Here is a 19,283-nt window from a genome sequence, read left to right as displayed (position 1 = left end):
GGGTGGCTTATACGGCCATCACCGCTTCCACTTCGTCCACCGTCTTCGGGATCGGCTCGCCCAGCACGCGGCTGCCGGTTTCGGTCACCAGCACGTTGTCCTCGATGCGGATGCCGCCGAAGTCGGCGTATTCGCGGAACTTGGCGTAGTTGATGAACTGGCTGTGGCGGCCTTCCTTCTCCCAGGCTTCGATCAGCGCCGGGATGAAGTAGACGCCCGGCTCCACCGTCAGCGCCATGCCGGCCTTCAGCGTCTTGCCCAGGCGCAGGTAGCCCAGGCCGAACAGCTTGCTGCGCTCGGTGCCGTCGCCATAGCCCACCAGGTCTTCGCCCAGCGCTTCCATATCATGCACGTCCATGCCGATCTGGTGGCCCAGGCCGTGCGGGAAGGCGATGGCGTAGGCGCCGGATTCGACGATGGCGTCGACGTCGCCCTGGAAGAAGCCCAGCGCGGCCATCCGCTCCACCATCACCGCGGCGGACAGCTTGTGGATGTCCTGGTATTTGACGCCCGGCTTGACCGCGGCGATGGCGGCCTCCTGCATCTCCAGCACGATGTCGTACAGCTCGCGCTGGCGGGTGGAGAACTTGCCGCCCACCGGGAAAGTGCGGGTGATGTCGCTGGCGTAGCCGCCGCCGCTGGCGCAGCCGGTGTCGTTCAGCACCAGGTCGCCCTGCTGCAGCACGTGGTCGTGGTGGTGATTGTGCAGCACTTCGCCGCGCTTGGAGAAGATGGACGGGTAGGCCAGCTGCCAGTCATGGCGGCGCATGATGCCTTCCATGATGCCCACCACCTGGTATTCCACCACGCCGGGCTTGGCGTTCTGCATCGCGGCGATGTGCATCGCGTGGGTGACGCCCAGCGCGGCTTCCATCTCGGCGATCTCTTCCGCGCCCTTGATCTCGCGCAGCGCCACCACCGCGCGGGTCAGCTCGGGACAGAAGCCCGCCTTCACCTGCGCCGGATGGGTGTCCAGCAGGCGGCCCATCTCGATCAGCGTCTCGCCGCGGTAAGGCGCCAGGTAGCGCACCGGACGGCCGGCGGCGCGGGCTTCGGCCACCGCCTGGGCCAGCTCGGCGTACGGACGGCTGCGCGACAGCGCCACCTTGGCGGCGCGCTCGGCCAGGGACGGCAGCGGGCCGGTCCAGACGATGTCGGCCACGTCCGGGTCATTGCCGAACAGCGTCGCTTCGCCGCTGTCGGCGTCGATGGCGCCGGCCAGGCCCGGCTCGTTCAGACCGAAGAAGTAGCGGAAGCTGGAGTCCTGCACGAAGGGCAGGGTGTTGTCGTGGTAGTTCATCGGCGAATCGACGTTGCCGACGAACAGCAGCAGGCCGGACAGGCCGGAAGCTTGCAGACGGGCGCGGCGCTGGGCATAGACGGAAGGGGCGAACATGCATTTCTCCTTGAGCGCGCGATGCGGCGGGTCGTCGCGCGGATGATATTGTATACAACCGCCTAACTTATCACGCGCCGCGCCGGCCGGCCAGCTGCCCACCCTAGCGCGCCGCCGCCGTTTCCGCCTTTTGCGCCGGGGACTTGCCCGGAGTCAACAGCCGGCACAGCAGGCCGCCGGCCAGCATCGCCCACAAGGGCGCGCCCAGGCCGGCGAAGCTGACGCCGGAAGCCGCCACCACGAAGGTGAGCAGCGCCGACTCCCTATGCTCGGCATCGGCCAGCGCCGCGCCCAGCGACGACGCCAGCGTGCCGAACAGCGCCAGGCCGGCCGCGGTCACCAGCAGCGCCTTGGGCAGGGCCAGCGCCAGCGCCGCCAGCGCGCCGCCCAGCGCGCCCATGACGATGTAGATCAGCCCGCAGAACACGCCGGCCACATAGCGGCGGCTGCGGTCCGGATGCGCCTCCGGCCCGGTGCAGATGGCGGCGATGATGGCGGCCAGCGTGACGCCATGGCCGCCGAACGGCGCGGTGAGCACCGAGGCCAAGCCCAGCGCGGTCACCGGCGAGCGCGCCGGCACCTGGTAGCCGAAGGCGCGCAGCACCGCCATGCCGGGCAGGAACTGGCTGGTCAGCGCCAATAGCGCCAGCGGCAGGGCCAGGTTGATGAAAGCGGACCATGACCACGCCGGCCAGGTGAACAGCGGCACCGCGACGATGGACAGGGCGCTGGCAGCCGGCGCGTGCAGCTCGCCCGCCGACAAGGCCGCGCCGGCGGCGATGGCGGCCAGCAGCCCCCAGCGCGGAAACCAGCGGCGGCCGATGAAGAACAGCCCCGCCATCGTCAGCACCAGGCCCAGATGGCCGGCCGCCTCGGCCACCACTTCGCCGACGAAATGAAACAGGATGCCGGCCAGCAGGGCCGCCGCCAGCGCCGGCGGGAACAGCGCCATCAGCCGGTCGAACAAGCCGCTCGCGCCCACCAGCGTGACGATGGCGGCGGCGGCGAGGAAGGCGCCCACCGCCTCCGGATACGGCACGCCGGGCAGGCCGGCCAGCAGCAGCGCCGCGCCCGGCGTGCTCCAGGCGGCGATCACCGGCGTTTTCCAACGCAGGCTCAGCCACAGCCCGGCCACGCCGGAGCCGATGGACACCGCCCACACCCAGGACGCCAGCTGCGCCTGCGACAGCCCGGCCGACTGCGCGGCATGGACGATGATCAGAAACGGGCCGGAAAAGCCGACCAACAGCGCCAGAACGGCGGCCAGCAAGGCGGAGGGGGCAGCGTCGCGCCGCAAGGTTTGCCACATGGCGACTCTCCTGATGAAAACCAATGTCGCCAGCGTGCCACGGCCGGCGCAGCGCGCGCTCCCACAGCTGGGCCAAACAGTTTATGCTGCGGCTTATCTGTTCTATATAACAGTCACTCCCACAGGAGACTTGCATGCAGCTGAGCGGCATTCCCTTCGGCGTCACCGACTGGGCGGATATTCCCGCCGCCGAACACCCTGGCGAACAAGGCCGCGCCTACTGGCGCAGCCGCCAGTTCGGCGACATCCGGGTGCGGATGGTGGAATACACGCCGGGCTACCTGGCCGACCACTGGTGCGAGAAGGGCCATATCCTGCTGTGCCTGGAGGGCGAACTGCACACCGAACTGGACGATGGCCGCGTCTTCATCCTCAAGCCCGGCATGAGCTACCAGGTGGCGGACCACGCCGAGGCCCATCGTTCCCGCGCGCCGCAAGGCGCCAAGCTGTTCATCGTCGACTAAGCCCATGCCGCAATACCAGGACATCGCCCGCCAACTGCAAACCCGGCTCGACGCCGGCGAGTTTCCGCCCGGCAGCCGGCTGCCCTCGGTGCGCCAGCTAGCTGAAAACCATGGCGTCAACAGCCTGACCGCGCTGGCCGCCTACCGCTGGCTGGAACAGCGGCAGCGGGTGGTGGCGCGGCCGCGCGCCGGCTTCTTCGCCGCGCTGCCGCCGGCCTCGGCCGCCGGCAAGCCGGACAAGGCGCTGCCCTCGCCGGCCACGCTGGTGGAGGTGGACAGCCGCATGTCGCAGCTGGTGGCCTTATCCGCCTCCAATGTGGCGGTGCAGCTGCACATGGCCGAAGCCCACCACTGTTTGTACCCGTCGGCGGAGCTGGCGCGCCGGCTGCAAAACGCGTTGCAGCAGCGGCCGGAGCTGATCGGCGCCTATCTGCCGGCCAGCCAGCACGACCGGCTATGCGAGCAACTGCGCCAGCTGGCCGCCGGCTGGCAGTTGGCGATACCGTCGGACGAAATCCTGTTCTGCAACGGCATCACCGAAGGCATCAGCCTGGCGCTGCGCCACCTGGCCCGCCCCGGCGACACGGTGGCGGTGGAGACGCCGGTGTACTTCGGCCTGCTGCAGACGCTGGCGGCGCTGGGGCTGAAGGCGCTGGAGATTCCCTGCACGCCGGACGCCGGCCTGTCGCTGGAGGCGCTGGAGTTCGCGCTGCAATACGGCCCGCCGGTGCGCTGCCTGGTGACGGTGACCAATTACCAGAATCCCACCGGCGCCTTGATGCCGGACGACAATAAAAAACGGCTGCTGGCGCTGGCGCGCCGCCACGGCGTGGCCATTATCGAGGATGACGTGTTCGGCGAGCTGCATTTCGACGAGGCGCGGCCGACGCCGCTGAAAGCCTGGGACCGCGACGGCGACGTGATCTACTGCGCGTCGTTCACCAAGAGCCTGGCGCCGTCGTTCCGGCTGGGCTGGCTGTCCGGCGGCCGCCGCCACGCCGCGCTGGAGCGGCTGCGCGCCAGCAGCAGCCTGGTCAGCCCGGCGCTGCTCTTGGGCACGCTGAGCGACCTGTTGGCCAGCGGCGACTACGCCCGCATCAGCCAGCGCCTGCGCAGCCAGCTGGCCAGGCAGATGGAGCAAGTGGCCGACGCGGTGCTGGCGGCCTTTCCGCGCGGCACCCGGCTGCGGCGGCCGCAAGGCGGACTATTGCTGTGGGTGGAAGGACCGGAGGGCCTGGACAGCGGCCGGCTGCTGGAGGCGGCGCTGCGAGAATCGATCAGCTTCGCCCCCGGCATGCTGTTCTCTGCCGAGCCGCGCTTTCGCCACTGCCTGCGGCTGAACTTCGGCCAGCCCTGGGACGCGGCGCAACAACAGGCCATCGCCCGGCTGGGGCAACTGGCCGCCGAACAATTGAGGAGCCCATGCTGATTGCCGATCTCGTCATCCGCCCGGCCCGAAGCGCCGATTTTTCCCGCCTGGCCGAGATAGAAAGCCTGGCCGCGCGGCTGTTCTCTCCGGCCGACCTGCCCTTGGCGCTGCGCGCGCGCACGCTGCCCGAGGCGGCGCTGCGCGCGGCCGCCGACGCCGGCCTGCTATGGACGGCGGAGCAAGACGGCCGCGCCGTCGGCTTCGCCATGGCCGAAATCGTCGACGGCCAGCTGCATCTGGCCGAAATGGACGTCGACCCGGCGCACGCGCGCCGCGGCATCGGCGCCGCGCTGCTGGCGCAAGTCGCCGCCCACGGCGAAGGCGCCGGCTTCGCCGCCGTCACGCTGACCACCTTTGCCCACCTGCCGTGGAACGCGCCGTTTTACCACCGCCACGGCTACGCCGAGCACGCGCCGGCGGCCGGCTCGGCGCTGGCCGCGCGGCTGGCGGCGGAAAGCGCAGCCGGCCTGCGGCAGCGCATCGCCATGCGCCGCGCGCTGCGCCCGGCCTGATTAAGGACGCGACATGGACAGAATCGATACCGTGGTGGTCGGCGCCGGCGTGGTGGGCCTGGCCGTCGCCAAGGCGCTGGCCGAGAACGGCCGCGAAGTGGTAATCGTGGAGGCGGAGCAGGCGATAGGCCAGCACGCGTCCAGCCGCAACAGCGAGGTGATCCACGCCGGCCTGTACTACCCGGCCGGCAGCCTGAAGGCGAAGCTGTGCCTGGCCGGCCGCGACGCGCTGTACCGCTACTGCGCCGAGCGCGCCATACCGCACCAGCGGCTGGGCAAGCTGATCGTCGCCAGCCATGCCGGGCAATTGGCCAAACTGGCCGCGCTGGAGAAGCAAGCGCGCGCCAACGGCGTGGCCGACATCCAGCGGCTGACGGCGGACGAGGCCCGCGCGCTGGAGCCGGCGCTGGATTGCGCCGCCGCGCTGCTGTCGCCGTCTACCGGCATCGTCGACAGCCACGCGCTGATGCTGGCGCTGCTGGGCGACGCCGAGGCGGCCGGCGCGCAGCTGGCGCTGGAATCGCCACTGGAGAGCGGCGAGATTACGCCGGACGGCATCGTATTGCGCGTCGCCGGCATGGAAATCCTGGCCAGCCGGGTAGTCAACGCCGCCGGCCTGTTCGCGCCGGATGTCGCCCGCGCCCTCGCGGGCCTGCCGCCGGAGGCCATCCCCCAAGCCCATTACGCGCGCGGCGTGTATTTCTCGCTGCAGGGCCGCGCGCCGTTCTCGCGGCTGATCTACCCGCTGCCGGAAGCCGGCGGCCTGGGCAGCCACCTGACGCTGGACCTCTCCGGCCAGGCGCGCTTCGGCCCGGATGTGGAATGGCTGGACGGCGTCGATTACCGGGTGGACCCGGCGCGGGCGGAAGCCTTCTACCGCGCGGTGCGCGCCTGGTGGCCGCAACTGCCGGACGGCGCGCTGTCGCCCGGCTACGCCGGCATCCGCGCCAAGATCGCCGGCCCCGGCCAGCCGGACGCCGACTTCATCATCCAGGGGCCGGCAGTCCACGGCGCGAAGGGACTGGTCAACCTGTTCGGCATCGAATCGCCGGGCCTGACCAGCTGCCTCGCCATCGCCGACGCGGCGCGAGCGCTGATCGATTAGAGCAAATCGCTTACAATTCCCGGCAAAGGGAGAATCCAACTAGCATGCTGATCCTGAATCAAAGACAACAAGAACTGCTGGACATGGTCAGGCGCGACAGCTATGTCAGCGTGGAGAAGCTGGCCGAGCATTTCGCCGTCACCCGCCAGACCATACGCCGCGACATCGCGCTGCTGGCCGAGCACCAGCAGCTGCAGCGCTACCACGGCGGCGCCAGCGTGCTATCCAGCGTGGAAAACGTCGCCTACCAGGCGCGCCAGGTACTGTGCATAGAGGAAAAGCGCCGCATCGCCGCCAGCCTGGTTCGCCACATCCCGGACAACGCGTCCTTGTTCATCAATCTGGGCACCACCACCGAGGAAGTGGCCAAGGCGCTGCACCGCCACCGCGGCCTCAGGGTGATCACCAACAATCTGCACGTGGCCGAGCAGATGTGCGATTACCCGGACTGCGAAGTCATCGTGCTGGGCGGCTCGCTGAGGAAACGCGACCGCGGCCTGACCGGCGAGGCGACAGTGCAGATGATCCGCCAGTTCCGCGTCGACTACGGCATCATCGGCGTGTCCAGCATCGAATCCGACGGCACGCTGCGCGACTACGACTACCGCGAAGTGCGCACCACCGAGGCCATCATCCAGCAGTCGCGCCAGGTGTTCCTGGCGGCCGACCACAGCAAGTTCGACCGCCCGGCGCTGGTGGAGCTGGGCCGGCTGAACCAGATCGCCGCGCTGTTCACCGACAAGCCGGTGCCGCCGGCCATCGCCCGGCTGATGCAGGAGGCCGGCACCCAGCTGCACATCGCGGAATGAGGCCCGCCGGCCCGCGCGCAGGGCCGGATACTCTGCAAGCTTTCATTAGCGGTTCTCATTTCGCTAGGTGTTTTTGCTATGCTGAAACATCGTCCTCTCTCCCAGGCAGGTGCGCGATGCAGCCCACTCTCGGCGCGCAGGCGGGCAGCATGCTGTACCGCGACGCTTCCGGCCGCTACTGCGCCAGCCTGGCCGGCTACCGCCTGTTGAGCGCGTTCCAGCCCATTTTCTACAAGGGCGGCAGCCTGTTCGGCCACGAGGCGCTGCTGCGCGTGGTGGACGAGGGCGGCGAATGGCACGCGCCCGACCGTTTTCTCGCCGCGCAAGCGCCGGAGATGGCGCTGGAGGCCGACCGCCTGGCGCGGCTGATCCACGTGCGCAACTTCGCCCAAAGCAGCCAGAGCGGCTGCCTGTGCCTGAACCTGATGCCCGCCACCGTGCAGCAGGACCAGAGCGGCCGCACCCATCTGCCGCTGTTGAACAATATGCTGCAAAGCGTGGAGCTGGACAGCGGCGGCGTGATCTTCGAGCTGCCGGAGTTCGAGGTGGAACACCACGGCCAGCCGCTGCTGAACGGCATGCGCCACGCGGCGGAAATGGGCTTCGGCCTGGCGGTGGACGACTTCGGCGCGCTGCCCGCCCGCCGCGACAAGATGGGCGAGCTGTCCCCGGACATCATCAAGATAGACCGCAGCCTGCTGCTCGATCACATGGCCGGCGAAACCAGCCGGCTGCCGGCGCTGCTGGAATTCGGCTGGCAGATCGGCAGCCGCATGCTGATCGAAGGAATCGAAACCGCCGAGCAGCTGGAGGCGATGCGCGCGCTGGGCGTCGAGCTATATCAGGGCTATTACCTGGGGCGGCCGGGCGAGCTGGCTGTGGCTCGCCAGCTGTAGCGCGCGGCGGTTTATTGGGGAGCCGCGTGTATCGCCTGCGGCCAAGCCGCGTTACGGGGCTGTCACTCCACCAGCCTCATTGGTGGGATTCGTGTAAGCCTCCGGTTCCTCATGGGCGCGCCTGCGCAATGCGTCCAAGGCCATATGCAATACCGGCGAGGCCTTGATCGAGCTGGCCGCGCGCGGCATGGGCATCGCCTGCCTGCCCGATTTCTCCATCCACCGCGAGCTCGCGTCCGGCGCCTTGCTCAGGCTGGACGCGCCGGCGGTGCGGCGCAGCGGCAATCTCTACCTGCTGTGGCCGGCCACGCCGCGGATGCCGCCCAAGCTGCGCGCCTTCATCGACTACATGGCGGCCAATGTGCTCGCCTAGGCCTCCACAATCGCCAGCGCGAAGCCGTCGTAACCCTTGCCGCCCACCGTCTGCAGCGCGGTGGCGGACAGGCGCGGATTGGCGCCCAGCAGCTCGATGAAGCGGCGCGTGCCCTGCACCGCCGGGTCGACGCTGCCGGCGTTGGCCACCTCGCCCTGGCGCACCACGTTGTCGCCGACGATCACGGTGCCCGGCCGCGACAGCCGCAGCGCCATTTCCAGGTAATGCGGATTGTTGGGCTTGTCGGCGTCGATGAAGATCAGGTCGAACGGCGCCGCGCCTTCCGCGATCAGCTGCGCCAGGCTATCCAGCGCCGCGCCCTGGCGGATCTCCGTCTTGGCGGCCTGGCCGGCGCGCGCCAGGTTGGCGGCGGCCACTTCCGCGTGCCTGGGATCGTACTCCAGCGTCACCAGCCGGCCGTCCGCCGGCAGCGCCCGCGCCAGCCAGATGGCGCTGTAGCCGCCCAGCGTGCCGATCTCCAGAATCCGCCGCGCGCCGTGGATGCGCGCCAGCAAATGGAGAAACTTGCCCTGGTTGGGCGCCACGTTGATGGCCGGCAGGCCGGCGGCGGCGCTGTCGGCCAGCGCCGCTTCCAGCGCGGCGTCCTGCTGGACCAGGCTGCGGCTGAAATAATCGTCCACTTCATTCCATTGCTTGTCCGACATGGTTTGTCTCCTTGTCTGGCATCGGGCCTCGGCCGGCCTCAGGCCACGCCGTCGCTGCCGTGGGTAAGGTAGGCCGGGCGTTGGCGCAGCCGCTGGTAATAAGCCTCCACCGCCGGCAACCGCGGCTTGTCGAACGGCGTCAGCAGCCAGCGCTGCACCGACAGACCCAGCGAGATGTCGGCCAAGGTGAACGCATCGCCCCATATCCATCCATCGCCCAGTTGCGACTCCAGCACCGCCATCTGCTTTTTCCACGCCGCCACGCTGGCGGCGATGCTCGCCGGATCCTGGTGGTCGGGGCTGTTGCGGCTGAGGGCGTGGAAGGCGTATATCCAGGCGGGGTTCAGATCGGCGGCCTGCCAGTCCATCCACCGCTCCACCTGGGCGCGCGCGGCCGGGTTTTGCGGCAACAGGTCGTGGCGGCCGTGCTTGGCGGCCAGGTAGCGGCAGATGGTGTTGGATTCGCTCAGCACGGTATCGCCGTCCACCACCACCGGGATCAACCCATGCGGATTGAGCGCCAGGAATTCCGGGCTGCTGGTGGGCTGAAAGCCGCGGCCCCAGTCTTCGCGTTGGTAGTCGATGCCGATCTCGTGGCAGGTCCACAACACCTTGCGCACATTGATGGAACTGGTACGGCCGAGAATACGCAGCATGGCAATGCCTTTGCTCGGGAGGGTGGGAATGCGCCAGTGTAATCGACGCTATGCCATATGTGTATCGGGAGATGTCGAAAGACGGGGAGAGGAAGGGAAAGGAGAAAACCGCCGGCGGTCCGTTCCGCGGGAACGTCCGCCGGCCAGGCGAATCAGTTGCTGCCGGTCTTGACCGGCGCGGCCTCGGCCGCCGGCTGGGAGGCGGCGAAGTCGATATGGCTGCGGGCGCGTTCGGCTTCCGGCTGCGTCGGCTTGTACTCGGTCCAGTTGTCGGTGTCCTTCAGGCGGTAGCGCACCACGCCCTTGTCCAAGTCGAAATCGTACAGCGGGTAGACTTCGCGCAGGTTGAAGAACAGCGCCGGAGCGAAGAACAGGATGTCGGCGGCCACATAGCCGCCGTTGAACTTCAACGGCAGCAAGCCGTACAGCGGCTGCTTGCCTTCGCCGGTGGCCTTGAATTCATAGTTGCCGAAGCTGGTGGTGGGATAGGTTTCGGTCTTGGGCAAATCCAGCGTGGTCACTTGCTGGCGCTGATAGATGGAAACCGCGCCCTTGGGCGCGGAGCTGCTCATGGTGGTCATGGCGCTGCAGCCGCTCAGGGCCAGCGCGCAAGCGGACAGCGCGAGTATTTTTTTCATCACGATTCTTTATGGTTTATATGCCGGGAAAACAGCGTCGGCGACTAAAGCTGCTGCGCCGCGCAAGCGCTGGATTCTACGCGGAATAGACCATGCGGACCATAACAATCTCAAACGTCATACGTCATAAGCCATTGAATTGGACCGTGAATCTGGAATGGCGGCGCAGGTTTCAGTCTTCGGCGCGGCCGGCGCGCAGCAGGCGCGCATGCAGCACCATGTTCTCCAGCGTCAACCGCGCGGTAGCCGCCAGATACACCAGCATCCGCCGCGAGGCGTCCGGCTCCTCGGCGCGGAACACCAACTCGCGCTCCAGCAACGAATCGACGATCAATTCGCGCAGATTGCGTTCGTCGAACGGCAGATCGGCGTAGTCTATCGGGTCCTCCGCCTCCACATCCTCCATCAGGCCAAGCAGGCTTTCGCGGTTCAGCCATTCCATGATTCGCCCTCCCCCAAAACGGCCCGGCGCCGGGCGACGCCGGCCCGCACCCTGAGTGTAGCGGGTTCCGGACCGCCGGGCCGCGCGGCTGTTAAAATGTCGCGCCCACCACCTTCCCCGGCCTGTTCCATGCGCAAACGCCTCGCCGCCGCCGTCTCCGGCTGGCCCTTCCTGATCGCCCTATGCCTGCTGCTGGCCAACGACTGGTGGCTGAAAGCCGCCCATCCGGGCTGGCTCAGCGGCAAGCTGTCCGACTTCGCCGGGCTGGCGCTGGCCGGCATCGTGCTGCTGGCGGCCTGGCCGCGCCGTTTCGGCGAGATCTGCGCCGGCCTGGCGGCAGCCTGGCTCTGGTGGAAAAGCGCCTGCTCCAGCTCCGCGATCGAGACTTTCAACGCGCTGGCGCCGTACCGCATCGGCCGCACCGTCGACTACAGCGACCTCTTGGCGCTGGCGGTGCTGCCGCTATGCCGACTGGCCGTCGTCCGGCGCAAGAGGCTGGCACTGTCCGCGCCGGCGGCGCGGCGCTGGCTGGCGCCGCCCCTGGCGTTGGCCGCCGTGCTGGCCTGCGCCGCGTCCGCCGTGCCGTACAGCCAGCAGTACGGCGTGCGCAGCCGCGCCAGCGCCGCGCGGATGGACCGCGTCAAGGTCGTGGAAGCGCTGAACGCGGTGGCGGCGCAATACCAGTTGCGCTGCGAAAGCTGCGATCCAGCGCTGGACAAGGGCGTTTACGAAGGCGGCGGCAAACACAGCGTGCTGCTGCGCTACCAGTTTTCTTCGAACCAGGAAGTGCGTTTCGACATCTGGACCGTGTTGCCCTGCGTATTCAACGGCGGCGAGCGCGAGCGGCTGGAAGCGATGCGCGACAGCATCCGCTACCAGATGGCGCAGCGCATCCCCGGCCTGGACTACCTGGAACCGATCAACTGAGCGTCGGCCGCAGCCAAGCTGGCTCTATCGCCGCCGCCTCTCCCATCTGGATTTTCCAATGCTTCGACGAATCTCCGCCGTGATAGCCGGCTGGCCTTTCCTGATCGCCCTATGCCTGCTGCTGGCCAACGACTGGTGGCTGAAGTCCGCCCATCCGGGCTAGCTCAGCGGCAAGCTGTCCGACTTCGCCGGGCTGGCGCTGGCGGGCCTGCTGGCCCAGGCGCTGTGGCCGCGCCGCTTCGCCGCGACCAGCGCCGCCATCGCGCTGGCCTGGCTGTGGTGGAAAAGCCCGCTGTCCGGCCCCGCCATCGCCGCCGTCAACGCGTGGCTGCCCTTTGCCCTGTCCCGCACCGTCGATTACGGCGACCTGCTGGCGCTGGCGGTGCTGCCGCTGTGCCGGCTGGCCTTCGAGCGCCGCGAGCGGCTGGCACTGTCCGCGCCGGCGGCGCGGCGCTGGCTGACCCCGCCTTTGGCGCTGGCCGCTTTGCTCGCCTGCGTCGCGACATCGGCGCCGCAACTGAATCAGAAATACGGCATCCGCAGCCGCGCCGAATCCGCCGATCTTGACCGCGCCAAGGCGATAGAGGCGTTCAACGCGGCGGCGCAAGCGTTCCAGCTGCAATGCCTGCGCTGCGACCCGGCGGCGAGCGACGGCGAATACATAGGCGGCGAGCCGCGCACCCAGCTGTATTACCACTTCGTCTCCAGCCGGGAAGTCCGTTTCGATGTTTTCTGGACCGCGCCCGGCTTGTTCAGCGGCGACAAGCGGGAGCAACTGCAAGCGCTGCGCGACCGCATCCGCCGCGAGATGGCGCTGCGCATCCCGCATCTGGACTACCTGGAGCCGATCAGCTGAGCCGATAACTCAAAAGCATTTATCCGGCAATGTGAATAGGTAAATTGGATGGCAGGGCGCCGCATGGCAAAATCGCGGCCATATCCTCATTTGCGAAGCCGCCATGAAAAAGACTCTGCTCTCCCTGCTGCTGGGCCTGTTGGCCGTCTGCCACCAAGCCGGAGCCGAAACCATCAAAACCCGCTACGGCGTGGTGTCCGACGAAGACCGGATCGAGCTGCGCCTGGGCAAGAAAACCATCTACTCCGACTCCGACAACTCCGTCTACCTGCAAGGCGGCAGCAGCTATGCGCTGCAAGACCGCGACGTGGTGCTGGTCAGCAGCGACTGCGGCGGCAGCGTCAAGAAATATGATCTGGGCGACTTCAACCCCGGCACGAATGCCACCGCCAAGCTGGAAAACGGCCAACTGCGGGTGACGTTCAGCGCCGAAGGCCGCAAGCAGGGCGCCGTGCTGTTCGACGGCGACAAGGTTCGCAAAGCCGCCGAAAAACGCGTAAAACCCAAGCCGTAACAGCGCAGGGCCCGGCGCCGGCGCCGGGTCTTGCCCGCCGCTTATCCACAGCCGCCAGCGGCTTTCGCAGTTATCCACATCCCGGCGCCTGCGCTAATACTTGCATGCGTGTTGCGATGCGGCGCGCGCGCCCAGATCCTCGTCGAAATCGATGTCGCGGCCATTGGCGCCGCGGTAATGAAAGCCGTAATAATTGGCGCCCTGATGGATAGTCGTGTAACGGCCGTTGATGCGGCCATCGACGATTTCCAGCCATTCGTCGGTAAATTGATAGGGCCGCCCCTCAGCCATTTCTTCTTGCTCGGTGCGCAGCCATACCAAGGTAATCGCTTTGCCGCGCTTGCCATAGCGCACATAAGCCGCCGTCCAGTCGGCATCGGCGTCGCCCACCGTCGTGAATTGCAGGTGGATGGGCTTGCCGCCGTTGGCGGCGACAAAACAGCGCGTATCGCTCTGCACCGCCGCCTGCGCCGCCCATGGCAGGCCCAGCAGCCAAACCAGCCAAATCCGTTGCTTCATGCGGTTTTCTCCAATATCGCAATGTCTTCCAATACAGCGAACGCCTGCCCGGCTCAATGGCGTTCATCGGAATGCCAAGGGTTTATCGGATTTAGCGGGATGCTGGATTTCCGAACAGGAGTGTTCGCCATTGCCATGCCAGGCGGGTTCCTCGTCGGCATAACCATATAGCCAGACAAACTCGCCATCGCGGCACCCCGCCTGCAAACGCGTTTCGCCGCCGTCAAATTGCGAAACCAATACCAATTGATCCTTTTCCTCGCGCCAACGGCCATAATCGCGATCCGGCGGCGGCGCGCCGCCGTCATCGGACGCCGACTCCCAAGCGTAATAGCCATTGGCGGCCAGCGTCAGCCGCTGCTGTATCACCGTCAAACCGTAGTACAGCCAGATTTGGCTGCCCTCTTCTGGTAGTTTGCGGCTCAGTTCTTCAGCTTCACGATTGACGCTATCCCTGCGGACTTGCGCATTCGGCCGGCAGGCACACAGCGCGCAGCAAACAACGAAGAGCAAGGCGGCGACAGCCGCCTTCGGCAAAATGCCTTTTGGTCCCGACATTCAAATGGCTTTCGATTTCAATAGGACGGAGAGAACACAGCAAGAAAAATAGCGCGGCAGCCTGAGTCATATCGGACAAGCGCTGGTCTGGCCGCCCTGCCACAGCGCTGTTGCGTCCGGCTTCGCACTGGGCGGAGCCGGGGGCAAACCCGAGCGATCCTCACCCCAGGCCCGCATTTGGCGCGCCATGTCCGTCGGATGGGGGAATTGAGCCAGATAATAGCGCCCCTGGTGGCACTGCCGATGCGCAGCGCGCCGCGCCTGCGCCGCCCAGCAGCGGCCTCAGCGTCAGTTCGGCGTTCACTTCTTGCCAGCGACCAGCCTCAGCCACATCGATGCCGCCGTCGACATCGTCCCGCAGCGAATAAATCTGGTAGCGGCCGTCGCGCGCCAGCAGCAACTGCGCGCTGCCATGCCGCTGGCCGCTGCTCCAAACCTCGCTAATCTGCTTGTCCATGCCGGCGCCAAGGCGCGCCAGACAGGCTGCGCGGCTCAGCCAGAAGCAGTCGGCGGGCAGCCGGGACTGCCGCCACGACAAGCCGGCGGCCAGCAGCGCGGCCAGCAAGAACCCAACCCGTAAGCGGCGCGGCTTAGGCGTCATACCCCAGATTGGGCGCCAAGTCGCGTTCGGCCTGCTCGATGCTGACGCCGCGGCGCTCGGCGTAACTGGTCACCTGGTCCTTTTCCACCTTGCCGACGCCGAAATAGCGCGACGCCGGATGGCTGAAGTAGAAACCGGACACCGCGGCGGTGGGCAGCATCGCGTAGCCCTCGGTCAGCGTCATGCCGATAGACGGCGCGTCCAAAAGCTTGAAGAGATCGGCCTTCACCGTGTGGTCCGGGCAGGCCGGATAACCGGGCGCCGGGCGGATGCCGCGGTACAGCTCATCGATCAGGCCTTCGTTGTCGATATGCTCGTCGGCGGCATAGCCCCAGAACTCGCGCCGCACGCGGGCGTGCATCAGCTCGGCGAAGGCCTCGGCCAGGCGGTCGGCCAGCGCTTTGAGCAAGATGGCCGAGTAGTCGTCGTTGGCATCCTCGAAGCGCTTCACATGCGGCTCGATGCCGATGCCGGCGGTGACGGCGAAGGCGCCGATGTAGTCGTCGACGCCGCTGCCCTGGGGCGCGACGTAGTCGGCCAGCGCCCAGTTGGCCTTGCCGTCGGTTTTGGGCAATTGCTGGCGCAGGCCGACCCAAGTCATCAGCGGCCGGCCGTCGGCGGAACGGATGTCGATGTCGTCGTGATTGACGCTATTGGCCGGGAACAAGCCGATCACCGCGTTGGCGGCCAGCCAGTTCTCGTCGACGATCCGCTTCAGCATGACTTGGGCGTCTTCATACAGCGCGCGCGCCGATTCGCCGACGATCTCGTCATTCAGAATGCGCGGGAAGCGGCCGGCCAGCTCCCAGCTCTGGAAGAACGGCGTCCAGTCGATATAGGCGGCGATCTCGGCCAGCGGGTAATTCTCGAAACGGCGCACGCCAAGCCATCGCGGCTTGGGCGGAACATAATCGGCCCAGTCGATTTTCTCTTTGTTGGCGCGGGCCTGCTCCAGGGAAACCACCTTGCGATTGGCCTTGTTGGCGTGGCCTTCGCGCGCGCGTTCTTGCTCGGCCAGGTTCTCGGCGACGAAGGCGTCCTTCAAGGTATCGGACAGCAGATTGGAGCAGACGCCGACGGCGCGGCTGGCATCGGGAACATAGATGACCGGGTGCTGGTAGTGCGGCGCGATCTTGACCGCGGTGTGCACCTTGGAGGTGGTGGCGCCGCCGATCAGCAGCGGAATGTCGAAGCCCTGGCGCTGCATCTCCTTGGCGACATGGCTCATCTCCTCCAGGCTGGGAGTGATCAGGCCGGACAGGCCGATGATGTCGGCCTGGTGCTCGCGCGCGGCGTCGAGGATGGTCTGGCACGGCACCATCACGCCCAGATCGATCACCTTGTAGTTATTGCAGCGCAGCACCACGCCGACGATGTTCTTGCCGATGTCGTGCACATCGCCCTTGACCGTGGCCATGATGATGACGCCCTTGGCCGGCGCGTCGGCCAGGCCCAGACGGATTTTCTCTTCCTCGATGAACGGCTCCAGGTGGGCGACGGCAGCCTTCATCACCCGCGCCGACTTCACCACCTGCGGCAGGAACATCTTGCCGGCGCCGAACAGGTCGCCCACCACGTTCATGCCATCCATCAGCGGGCCTTCGATCACGTGGATCGGCCGCGCGCACTTCAGCCGCACCTCTTCGGTGTCCTCGACGATGAAGGTGGTGATGCCCTTGACCAGCGCGTGCTCAAGCCGCTTTTCCACCGGAAAGGCGCGCCAGGCCAGGTCTTCGCCCTTTTTCTCGCCGACCGCCTCGCCCTTGAATTTCTCCGCCAGCTCGATCAGCCGTTCGGTGGCGTCGCCGCCGTCCTTGGGATGGCGCATCAGCACCACGTCCTCGATGCGCTCGCGCAAGCTTGCGTCGACCTCGTCGTACACCTCCAGCGCGCCGGCATTGACGATGCCCATGGTCATGCCGCGCTGGATCGCATGGTAGAGGAACACCGCGTGGATCGCCTCGCGCACCTTGTTGTTGCCGCGGAAACTGAAGCTGACGTTGGACACGCCGCCGGATATCTTGGCGTGCGGCAGGTGCTGCTTGATCCAGCCGGTGGCCTCGATGAAATCCAGGCCGTAGCGGGCGTGCTCCTCGATGCCGGTGGCGACGGCGAAGATGTTCGGGTCGAAGATGATGTCTTCCGGCGGGAAGCCCACCTCGTCCACCAGGATGCGGTAGCTGTGGTCGCAAATCTCGATCTTGCGGGCGTAGGTGTCGGCCTGGCCATGCTCGTCGAAGGCCATCACGATCACCGCCGCGCCGTAACGGCGGATCAAGCGCGCCTGCTCGACGAACTTCTCCTTGCCTTCCTTCATCGAGATCGAGTTGACGATGCCCTTGCCCTGGATGCACTTCAGGCCGGCCTCGATCACCTCCCATTTGGACGAGTCGATCATGATCGGTACGCGGGCGATATCCGGCTCCGACGCGATCAGATTCAGGAAGCGCACCATCGCGGCGTGGGCGTCCAGCATGCCCTCGTCCATATTGATGTCGATCACCTGGGCGCCGTTCTCCACCTGCTGCCGGGCCACGTCCAGCGCGGTGGCGTAGTCGCCGTTGAGGATCAGCTTGGCGAAGGCGCGGCTGCCGGTGACGTTGGTGCGCTCGCCGACGTTCACGAACAGGTCTTCGTCGCCGATATTGAACGGCTCCAGGCCGGACAGCCGGCACTTGGCCTCGATCCGCGGCAGCGCGCGCGGCGAGATGCCGTCCACCGCGCGGGCGATGGCGGCGATGTGCTCCGGCGTGGTGCCGCAACAGCCGCCGACGATGTTGATCAGCCCGCTCTCGGCCCACTCGCGCACGTACTCGCCCATCTTCTCAGGTTCGAGATCATAGCCGCCGAAGGCGTTGGGCAGGCCGGCGTTGGCGTGGACCGAGACATAGGTGGCCGACACCCGCGCCATTTCCTCGACATACGGCCGCAGCAGGTCCGGCCCCAGCGCGCAGTTGAGGCCGAAGCTGGCGGCGTCGGCGTGCGACAGCGAGTTGTAGAAAGCTTCGGTGGTCTGTCCGGTCAGCGTGCGGCCGGACTGATCGGTGATGGTGCCGGAAATCATGATGGGCAAGCGCGGCGTGTCCGGGCGCTCGTCGAAATACTGGTGGATGGCGAACACCGCCGCCTTGGCGTTCAGCGTGTCGAAGATGGTCTCCACCAACAGCAAATCCGCGCCGCCGGCCACCAGGCCGTCTATCGCCTCGGTGTAGCTCGCCACCAGTTCGTCGAAGCTGACGTTGCGGTAGCCGGGATCGTTGACGTCCGGGCTGATGGAACAGGTGCGGTTGGTGGGGCCGAGCACGCCGGCGCAGAAACGCGGCTTGGCCGGATTTTTGGCGGTTTGCGCCGCGCAAAGATCCTTAACCAGCTTGGCGGCGGCCTGGTTGATCTCCCACACCAGCCCTTCCATCCGGTAATCGGCCATCGCGATCGAGGTGGCGTTGAAGGTGTTGGTTTCGATGATGTCGGCGCCGACGTCCAGGTAAGCCTGGTGGATGCCGCCGATGACATCGGGACGAGTCAGCGCCAGCAGGTCGTTGTTGCCTTTGACATCGCAAGGCCAGTCGGCGAAACGCTCGCCGCGATAATCGGCCTCCTCCAGCCGGTGGCGCTGGATCATGGTGCCCATGCCCCCATCCAGGATCAGAATGCGTTGGGCGAGGTGCTGATAAACGGGATGGGTTAATGGCTTCGTCATGTCGCTTGCAGTTATTTTGTCTAAAACGATATCAAGGCTACGGCGTATTCCTGATTCATCTTAACATCCGCATCCCGCGCATCAGACACCCGGTAATAGAATTAAGAGAGAGCATCTATATGGCCAGTTTGCATAAAAAGTGGCTGCTTCCCTGCCTGTTGCTGTTGGCGCCGCTTCCTTCGCTGGCGGCCGCCGAGCTGCGCATCGGGGTGGCCGATACCGATGCCGCCCCCATCGCGGTGCTATCCGAAGACGGCAATACCCTGACCGGCGGCCTGGCGCGCGAACTGGGGATGCTGCTGGCCGAAGAAATGGGGATGAAGCCGCAGTTCGTCATTCTGGCGCGCCGCCGGGTGGAGTCCGCGGTTGAAACCGGCAAGGTCGACATCGTCTGCAATGCCAATCCCGACTGGTATAGCAATTCTTCCCGGCTGAACTGGAGCCGGGAAATTTACCCGCTGACCGAGCGCGTGCTGTCGCTGAAAAACATGCCGGCCATCCGCCAGCTCGACGATTTGTCCGGCAAGCGCATCGGCACCCAGCACGGCTACCATTACCCCGAGCTGGAATACCTGTGGTCTAGCAACCGCAGCACGCGGGACACCGAGGCCCGCTTCGATCTGATGTTCAAATCGCTGGAAAAACGGCTGAGCGATGTCGCCATCGTCACTGAGTTCATCTATGTCTGGTGGGCGCGCTCCCATGCGCAGGAAGCCGCCGCCTTCAAGCTGCACCCGCTAGTGGTATCGTCGCAGCCGACCATGTGCGCGCTGTCGTCGCAGTCGCCGGTCAAGCTGGCCGAACTCAACCGCGCCGTGGATCGATTGCACAAGAACGGCAAGCTCAAGACCATGCTTGCGCATTACCAGGCACAGGAGTAAGCCCCTCCGCCTTGTCCTGGCGGCACGCATGCT

The 19,283-nt window shown here is 66.7% G+C and carries 22 protein-coding genes; 11 read left to right on the top strand and 11 right to left on the bottom strand.

The window, feature by feature from the left end:
- Positions 1-7 precede the first annotated feature (7 nt).
- Together MY55_RS11905 and MY55_RS11900 are read right to left on the bottom strand one after the other, a co-directional pair.
- The gene (locus MY55_RS11905; RefSeq protein WP_065202394.1) at positions 8-1,396 is read right to left on the bottom strand and encodes an aminopeptidase P family protein; all 1,389 of its coding nucleotides are present in this window, start codon (positions 1,394-1,396) and stop codon (positions 8-10) included.
- Positions 1,397-1,499: 103 nt separating this feature from the next.
- Positions 1,500-2,705 carry a benzoate/H(+) symporter BenE family transporter gene (locus MY55_RS11900; RefSeq protein WP_047237005.1) on the bottom strand — a complete coding sequence of 402 codons (1,206 nt, stop codon included), beginning with the start codon at positions 2,703-2,705 and terminating at the stop codon, positions 1,500-1,502.
- A gap of 134 nt (positions 2,706-2,839) precedes the next feature.
- On the opposite strand from MY55_RS11900, the gene MY55_RS11895 reads away from it, so the two are divergent.
- The 7 genes from MY55_RS11895 to MY55_RS11865 all read left to right on the top strand — a co-directional run bounded on the left by MY55_RS11895 (position 2,840) and on the right by MY55_RS11865 (position 8,293).
- Positions 2,840-3,169, top strand: a complete 330-nt coding sequence (locus MY55_RS11895) for a DHCW motif cupin fold protein (RefSeq protein WP_047257837.1) — start codon at positions 2,840-2,842, stop codon at positions 3,167-3,169.
- 4 nt (positions 3,170-3,173) lie between these two features.
- The gene (locus tag MY55_RS11890; RefSeq protein WP_065202393.1) at positions 3,174-4,598 is read left to right on the top strand and encodes an aminotransferase-like domain-containing protein; all 1,425 of its coding nucleotides are present in this window, start codon (positions 3,174-3,176) and stop codon (positions 4,596-4,598) included.
- Positions 4,592-5,110, top strand: a complete 519-nt coding sequence (locus tag MY55_RS11885; RefSeq protein WP_065202392.1) for a GNAT family N-acetyltransferase — start codon at positions 4,592-4,594, stop codon at positions 5,108-5,110. The genes MY55_RS11890 and MY55_RS11885 overlap by 7 nt, the downstream gene beginning before the upstream one ends.
- 13 nt (positions 5,111-5,123) lie before the next feature.
- Positions 5,124-6,215, top strand: a complete 1,092-nt coding sequence (locus tag MY55_RS11880) for an NAD(P)/FAD-dependent oxidoreductase (protein WP_047257835.1) — start codon at positions 5,124-5,126, stop codon at positions 6,213-6,215.
- 44 nt (positions 6,216-6,259) lie between these two features.
- Entirely contained in the window at positions 6,260-7,024 is a 765-nt protein-coding gene (locus tag MY55_RS11875) for a DeoR/GlpR family DNA-binding transcription regulator (RefSeq protein ID WP_043573004.1), read from the top strand.
- Between the two features lie 116 nt (positions 7,025-7,140).
- The gene (locus MY55_RS11870; protein WP_047237009.1) at positions 7,141-7,920 is read left to right on the top strand and encodes an EAL domain-containing protein; all 780 of its coding nucleotides are present in this window, start codon (positions 7,141-7,143) and stop codon (positions 7,918-7,920) included.
- 121 nt (positions 7,921-8,041) lie between these two features.
- A complete protein-coding gene (locus MY55_RS11865; RefSeq protein WP_080509523.1) occupies positions 8,042-8,293 on the top strand; it encodes a LysR substrate-binding domain-containing protein in 252 nt (83 codons plus the stop codon).
- Here the strand turns inward: MY55_RS11865 and MY55_RS11860 are convergent.
- The 4 genes from MY55_RS11860 to MY55_RS11845 all read right to left on the bottom strand — a co-directional run bounded on the left by MY55_RS11860 (position 8,290) and on the right by MY55_RS11845 (position 10,694).
- On the bottom strand, positions 8,290-8,958 hold the full coding sequence (locus MY55_RS11860) for an O-methyltransferase (RefSeq protein WP_043573008.1): 669 nt from the start codon (positions 8,956-8,958) through the stop codon (positions 8,290-8,292). The genes MY55_RS11865 and MY55_RS11860 overlap by 4 nt on opposite strands.
- 38 nt (positions 8,959-8,996) lie before the next feature.
- The gene (locus MY55_RS11855) at positions 8,997-9,614 is read right to left on the bottom strand and encodes a glutathione S-transferase family protein (RefSeq protein ID WP_043573011.1); all 618 of its coding nucleotides are present in this window, start codon (positions 9,612-9,614) and stop codon (positions 8,997-8,999) included.
- 152 nt (positions 9,615-9,766) lie between these two features.
- On the bottom strand, positions 9,767-10,252 hold the full coding sequence (locus tag MY55_RS11850; protein WP_047237011.1) for a hypothetical protein: 486 nt from the start codon (positions 10,250-10,252) through the stop codon (positions 9,767-9,769).
- Between the two features lie 172 nt (positions 10,253-10,424).
- Positions 10,425-10,694: a hypothetical protein gene (locus MY55_RS11845; RefSeq protein WP_043573013.1), complete on the bottom strand. Its 270-nt coding sequence runs from the start codon at positions 10,692-10,694 to the stop codon at positions 10,425-10,427.
- A gap of 129 nt (positions 10,695-10,823) precedes the next feature.
- Between MY55_RS11845 and MY55_RS11840 the strand changes: the two genes are divergently transcribed.
- Positions 10,824-11,621, top strand: coding sequence for a hypothetical protein (locus MY55_RS11840; RefSeq protein WP_065202391.1), 798 nt, complete (start codon positions 10,824-10,826; stop codon positions 11,619-11,621).
- 159 nt (positions 11,622-11,780) lie between these two features.
- On the opposite strand, the gene MY55_RS23465 is transcribed toward MY55_RS11840, so the two are convergent.
- Positions 11,781-11,972 (bottom strand): hypothetical protein, encoded by a 192-nt coding sequence (locus MY55_RS23465; protein ID WP_157889291.1) that lies wholly within the window; start codon positions 11,970-11,972, stop codon positions 11,781-11,783.
- A 31-nt stretch (positions 11,973-12,003) separates the two neighbouring features.
- Between MY55_RS23465 and MY55_RS11835 the strand changes: the two genes are divergently transcribed.
- Positions 12,004-12,477 carry a hypothetical protein gene (locus MY55_RS11835; RefSeq protein ID WP_065202390.1) on the top strand — a complete coding sequence of 158 codons (474 nt, stop codon included), beginning with the start codon at positions 12,004-12,006 and terminating at the stop codon, positions 12,475-12,477.
- 103 nt (positions 12,478-12,580) lie between these two features.
- On the top strand, positions 12,581-12,991 hold the full coding sequence (locus tag MY55_RS11830) for a hypothetical protein (RefSeq protein ID WP_047243639.1): 411 nt from the start codon (positions 12,581-12,583) through the stop codon (positions 12,989-12,991).
- Positions 12,992-13,084: 93 nt separating this feature from the next.
- On the opposite strand, the gene MY55_RS11825 is transcribed toward MY55_RS11830, so the two are convergent.
- The 4 genes from MY55_RS11825 to metH form a co-directional block, all read right to left on the bottom strand.
- A complete protein-coding gene (locus MY55_RS11825; RefSeq protein WP_065202389.1) occupies positions 13,085-13,510 on the bottom strand; it encodes a hypothetical protein in 426 nt (141 codons plus the stop codon).
- A 63-nt stretch (positions 13,511-13,573) separates the two neighbouring features.
- Positions 13,574-14,068, bottom strand: a complete 495-nt coding sequence (locus tag MY55_RS23460; protein WP_146008399.1) for a hypothetical protein — start codon at positions 14,066-14,068, stop codon at positions 13,574-13,576.
- A gap of 160 nt (positions 14,069-14,228) precedes the next feature.
- The gene (locus MY55_RS11815; RefSeq protein ID WP_065202388.1) at positions 14,229-14,633 is read right to left on the bottom strand and encodes a hypothetical protein; all 405 of its coding nucleotides are present in this window, start codon (positions 14,631-14,633) and stop codon (positions 14,229-14,231) included.
- Positions 14,634-14,658: 25 nt separating this feature from the next.
- The gene (gene metH, locus MY55_RS11810; protein ID WP_065202387.1) at positions 14,659-18,369 is read right to left on the bottom strand and encodes a methionine synthase; all 3,711 of its coding nucleotides are present in this window, start codon (positions 18,367-18,369) and stop codon (positions 14,659-14,661) included.
- A 119-nt stretch (positions 18,370-18,488) separates the two neighbouring features.
- On the opposite strand from metH, the gene MY55_RS11805 reads away from it, so the two are divergent.
- Positions 18,489-19,250 carry a substrate-binding periplasmic protein gene (locus MY55_RS11805; RefSeq protein ID WP_043574852.1) on the top strand — a complete coding sequence of 254 codons (762 nt, stop codon included), beginning with the start codon at positions 18,489-18,491 and terminating at the stop codon, positions 19,248-19,250.
- The last annotated feature ends 33 nt before the right edge of the window (positions 19,251-19,283 follow it).

This window comes from Chromobacterium subtsugae (genome assembly GCF_001676875.1).
GTDB classification, from domain to species: domain Bacteria; phylum Pseudomonadota; class Gammaproteobacteria; order Burkholderiales; family Chromobacteriaceae; genus Chromobacterium; species Chromobacterium subtsugae.
The sequence above is the reverse complement of the archived record's forward strand: the minus strand, read 5'-3'. Positions and strand labels throughout refer to the sequence as shown.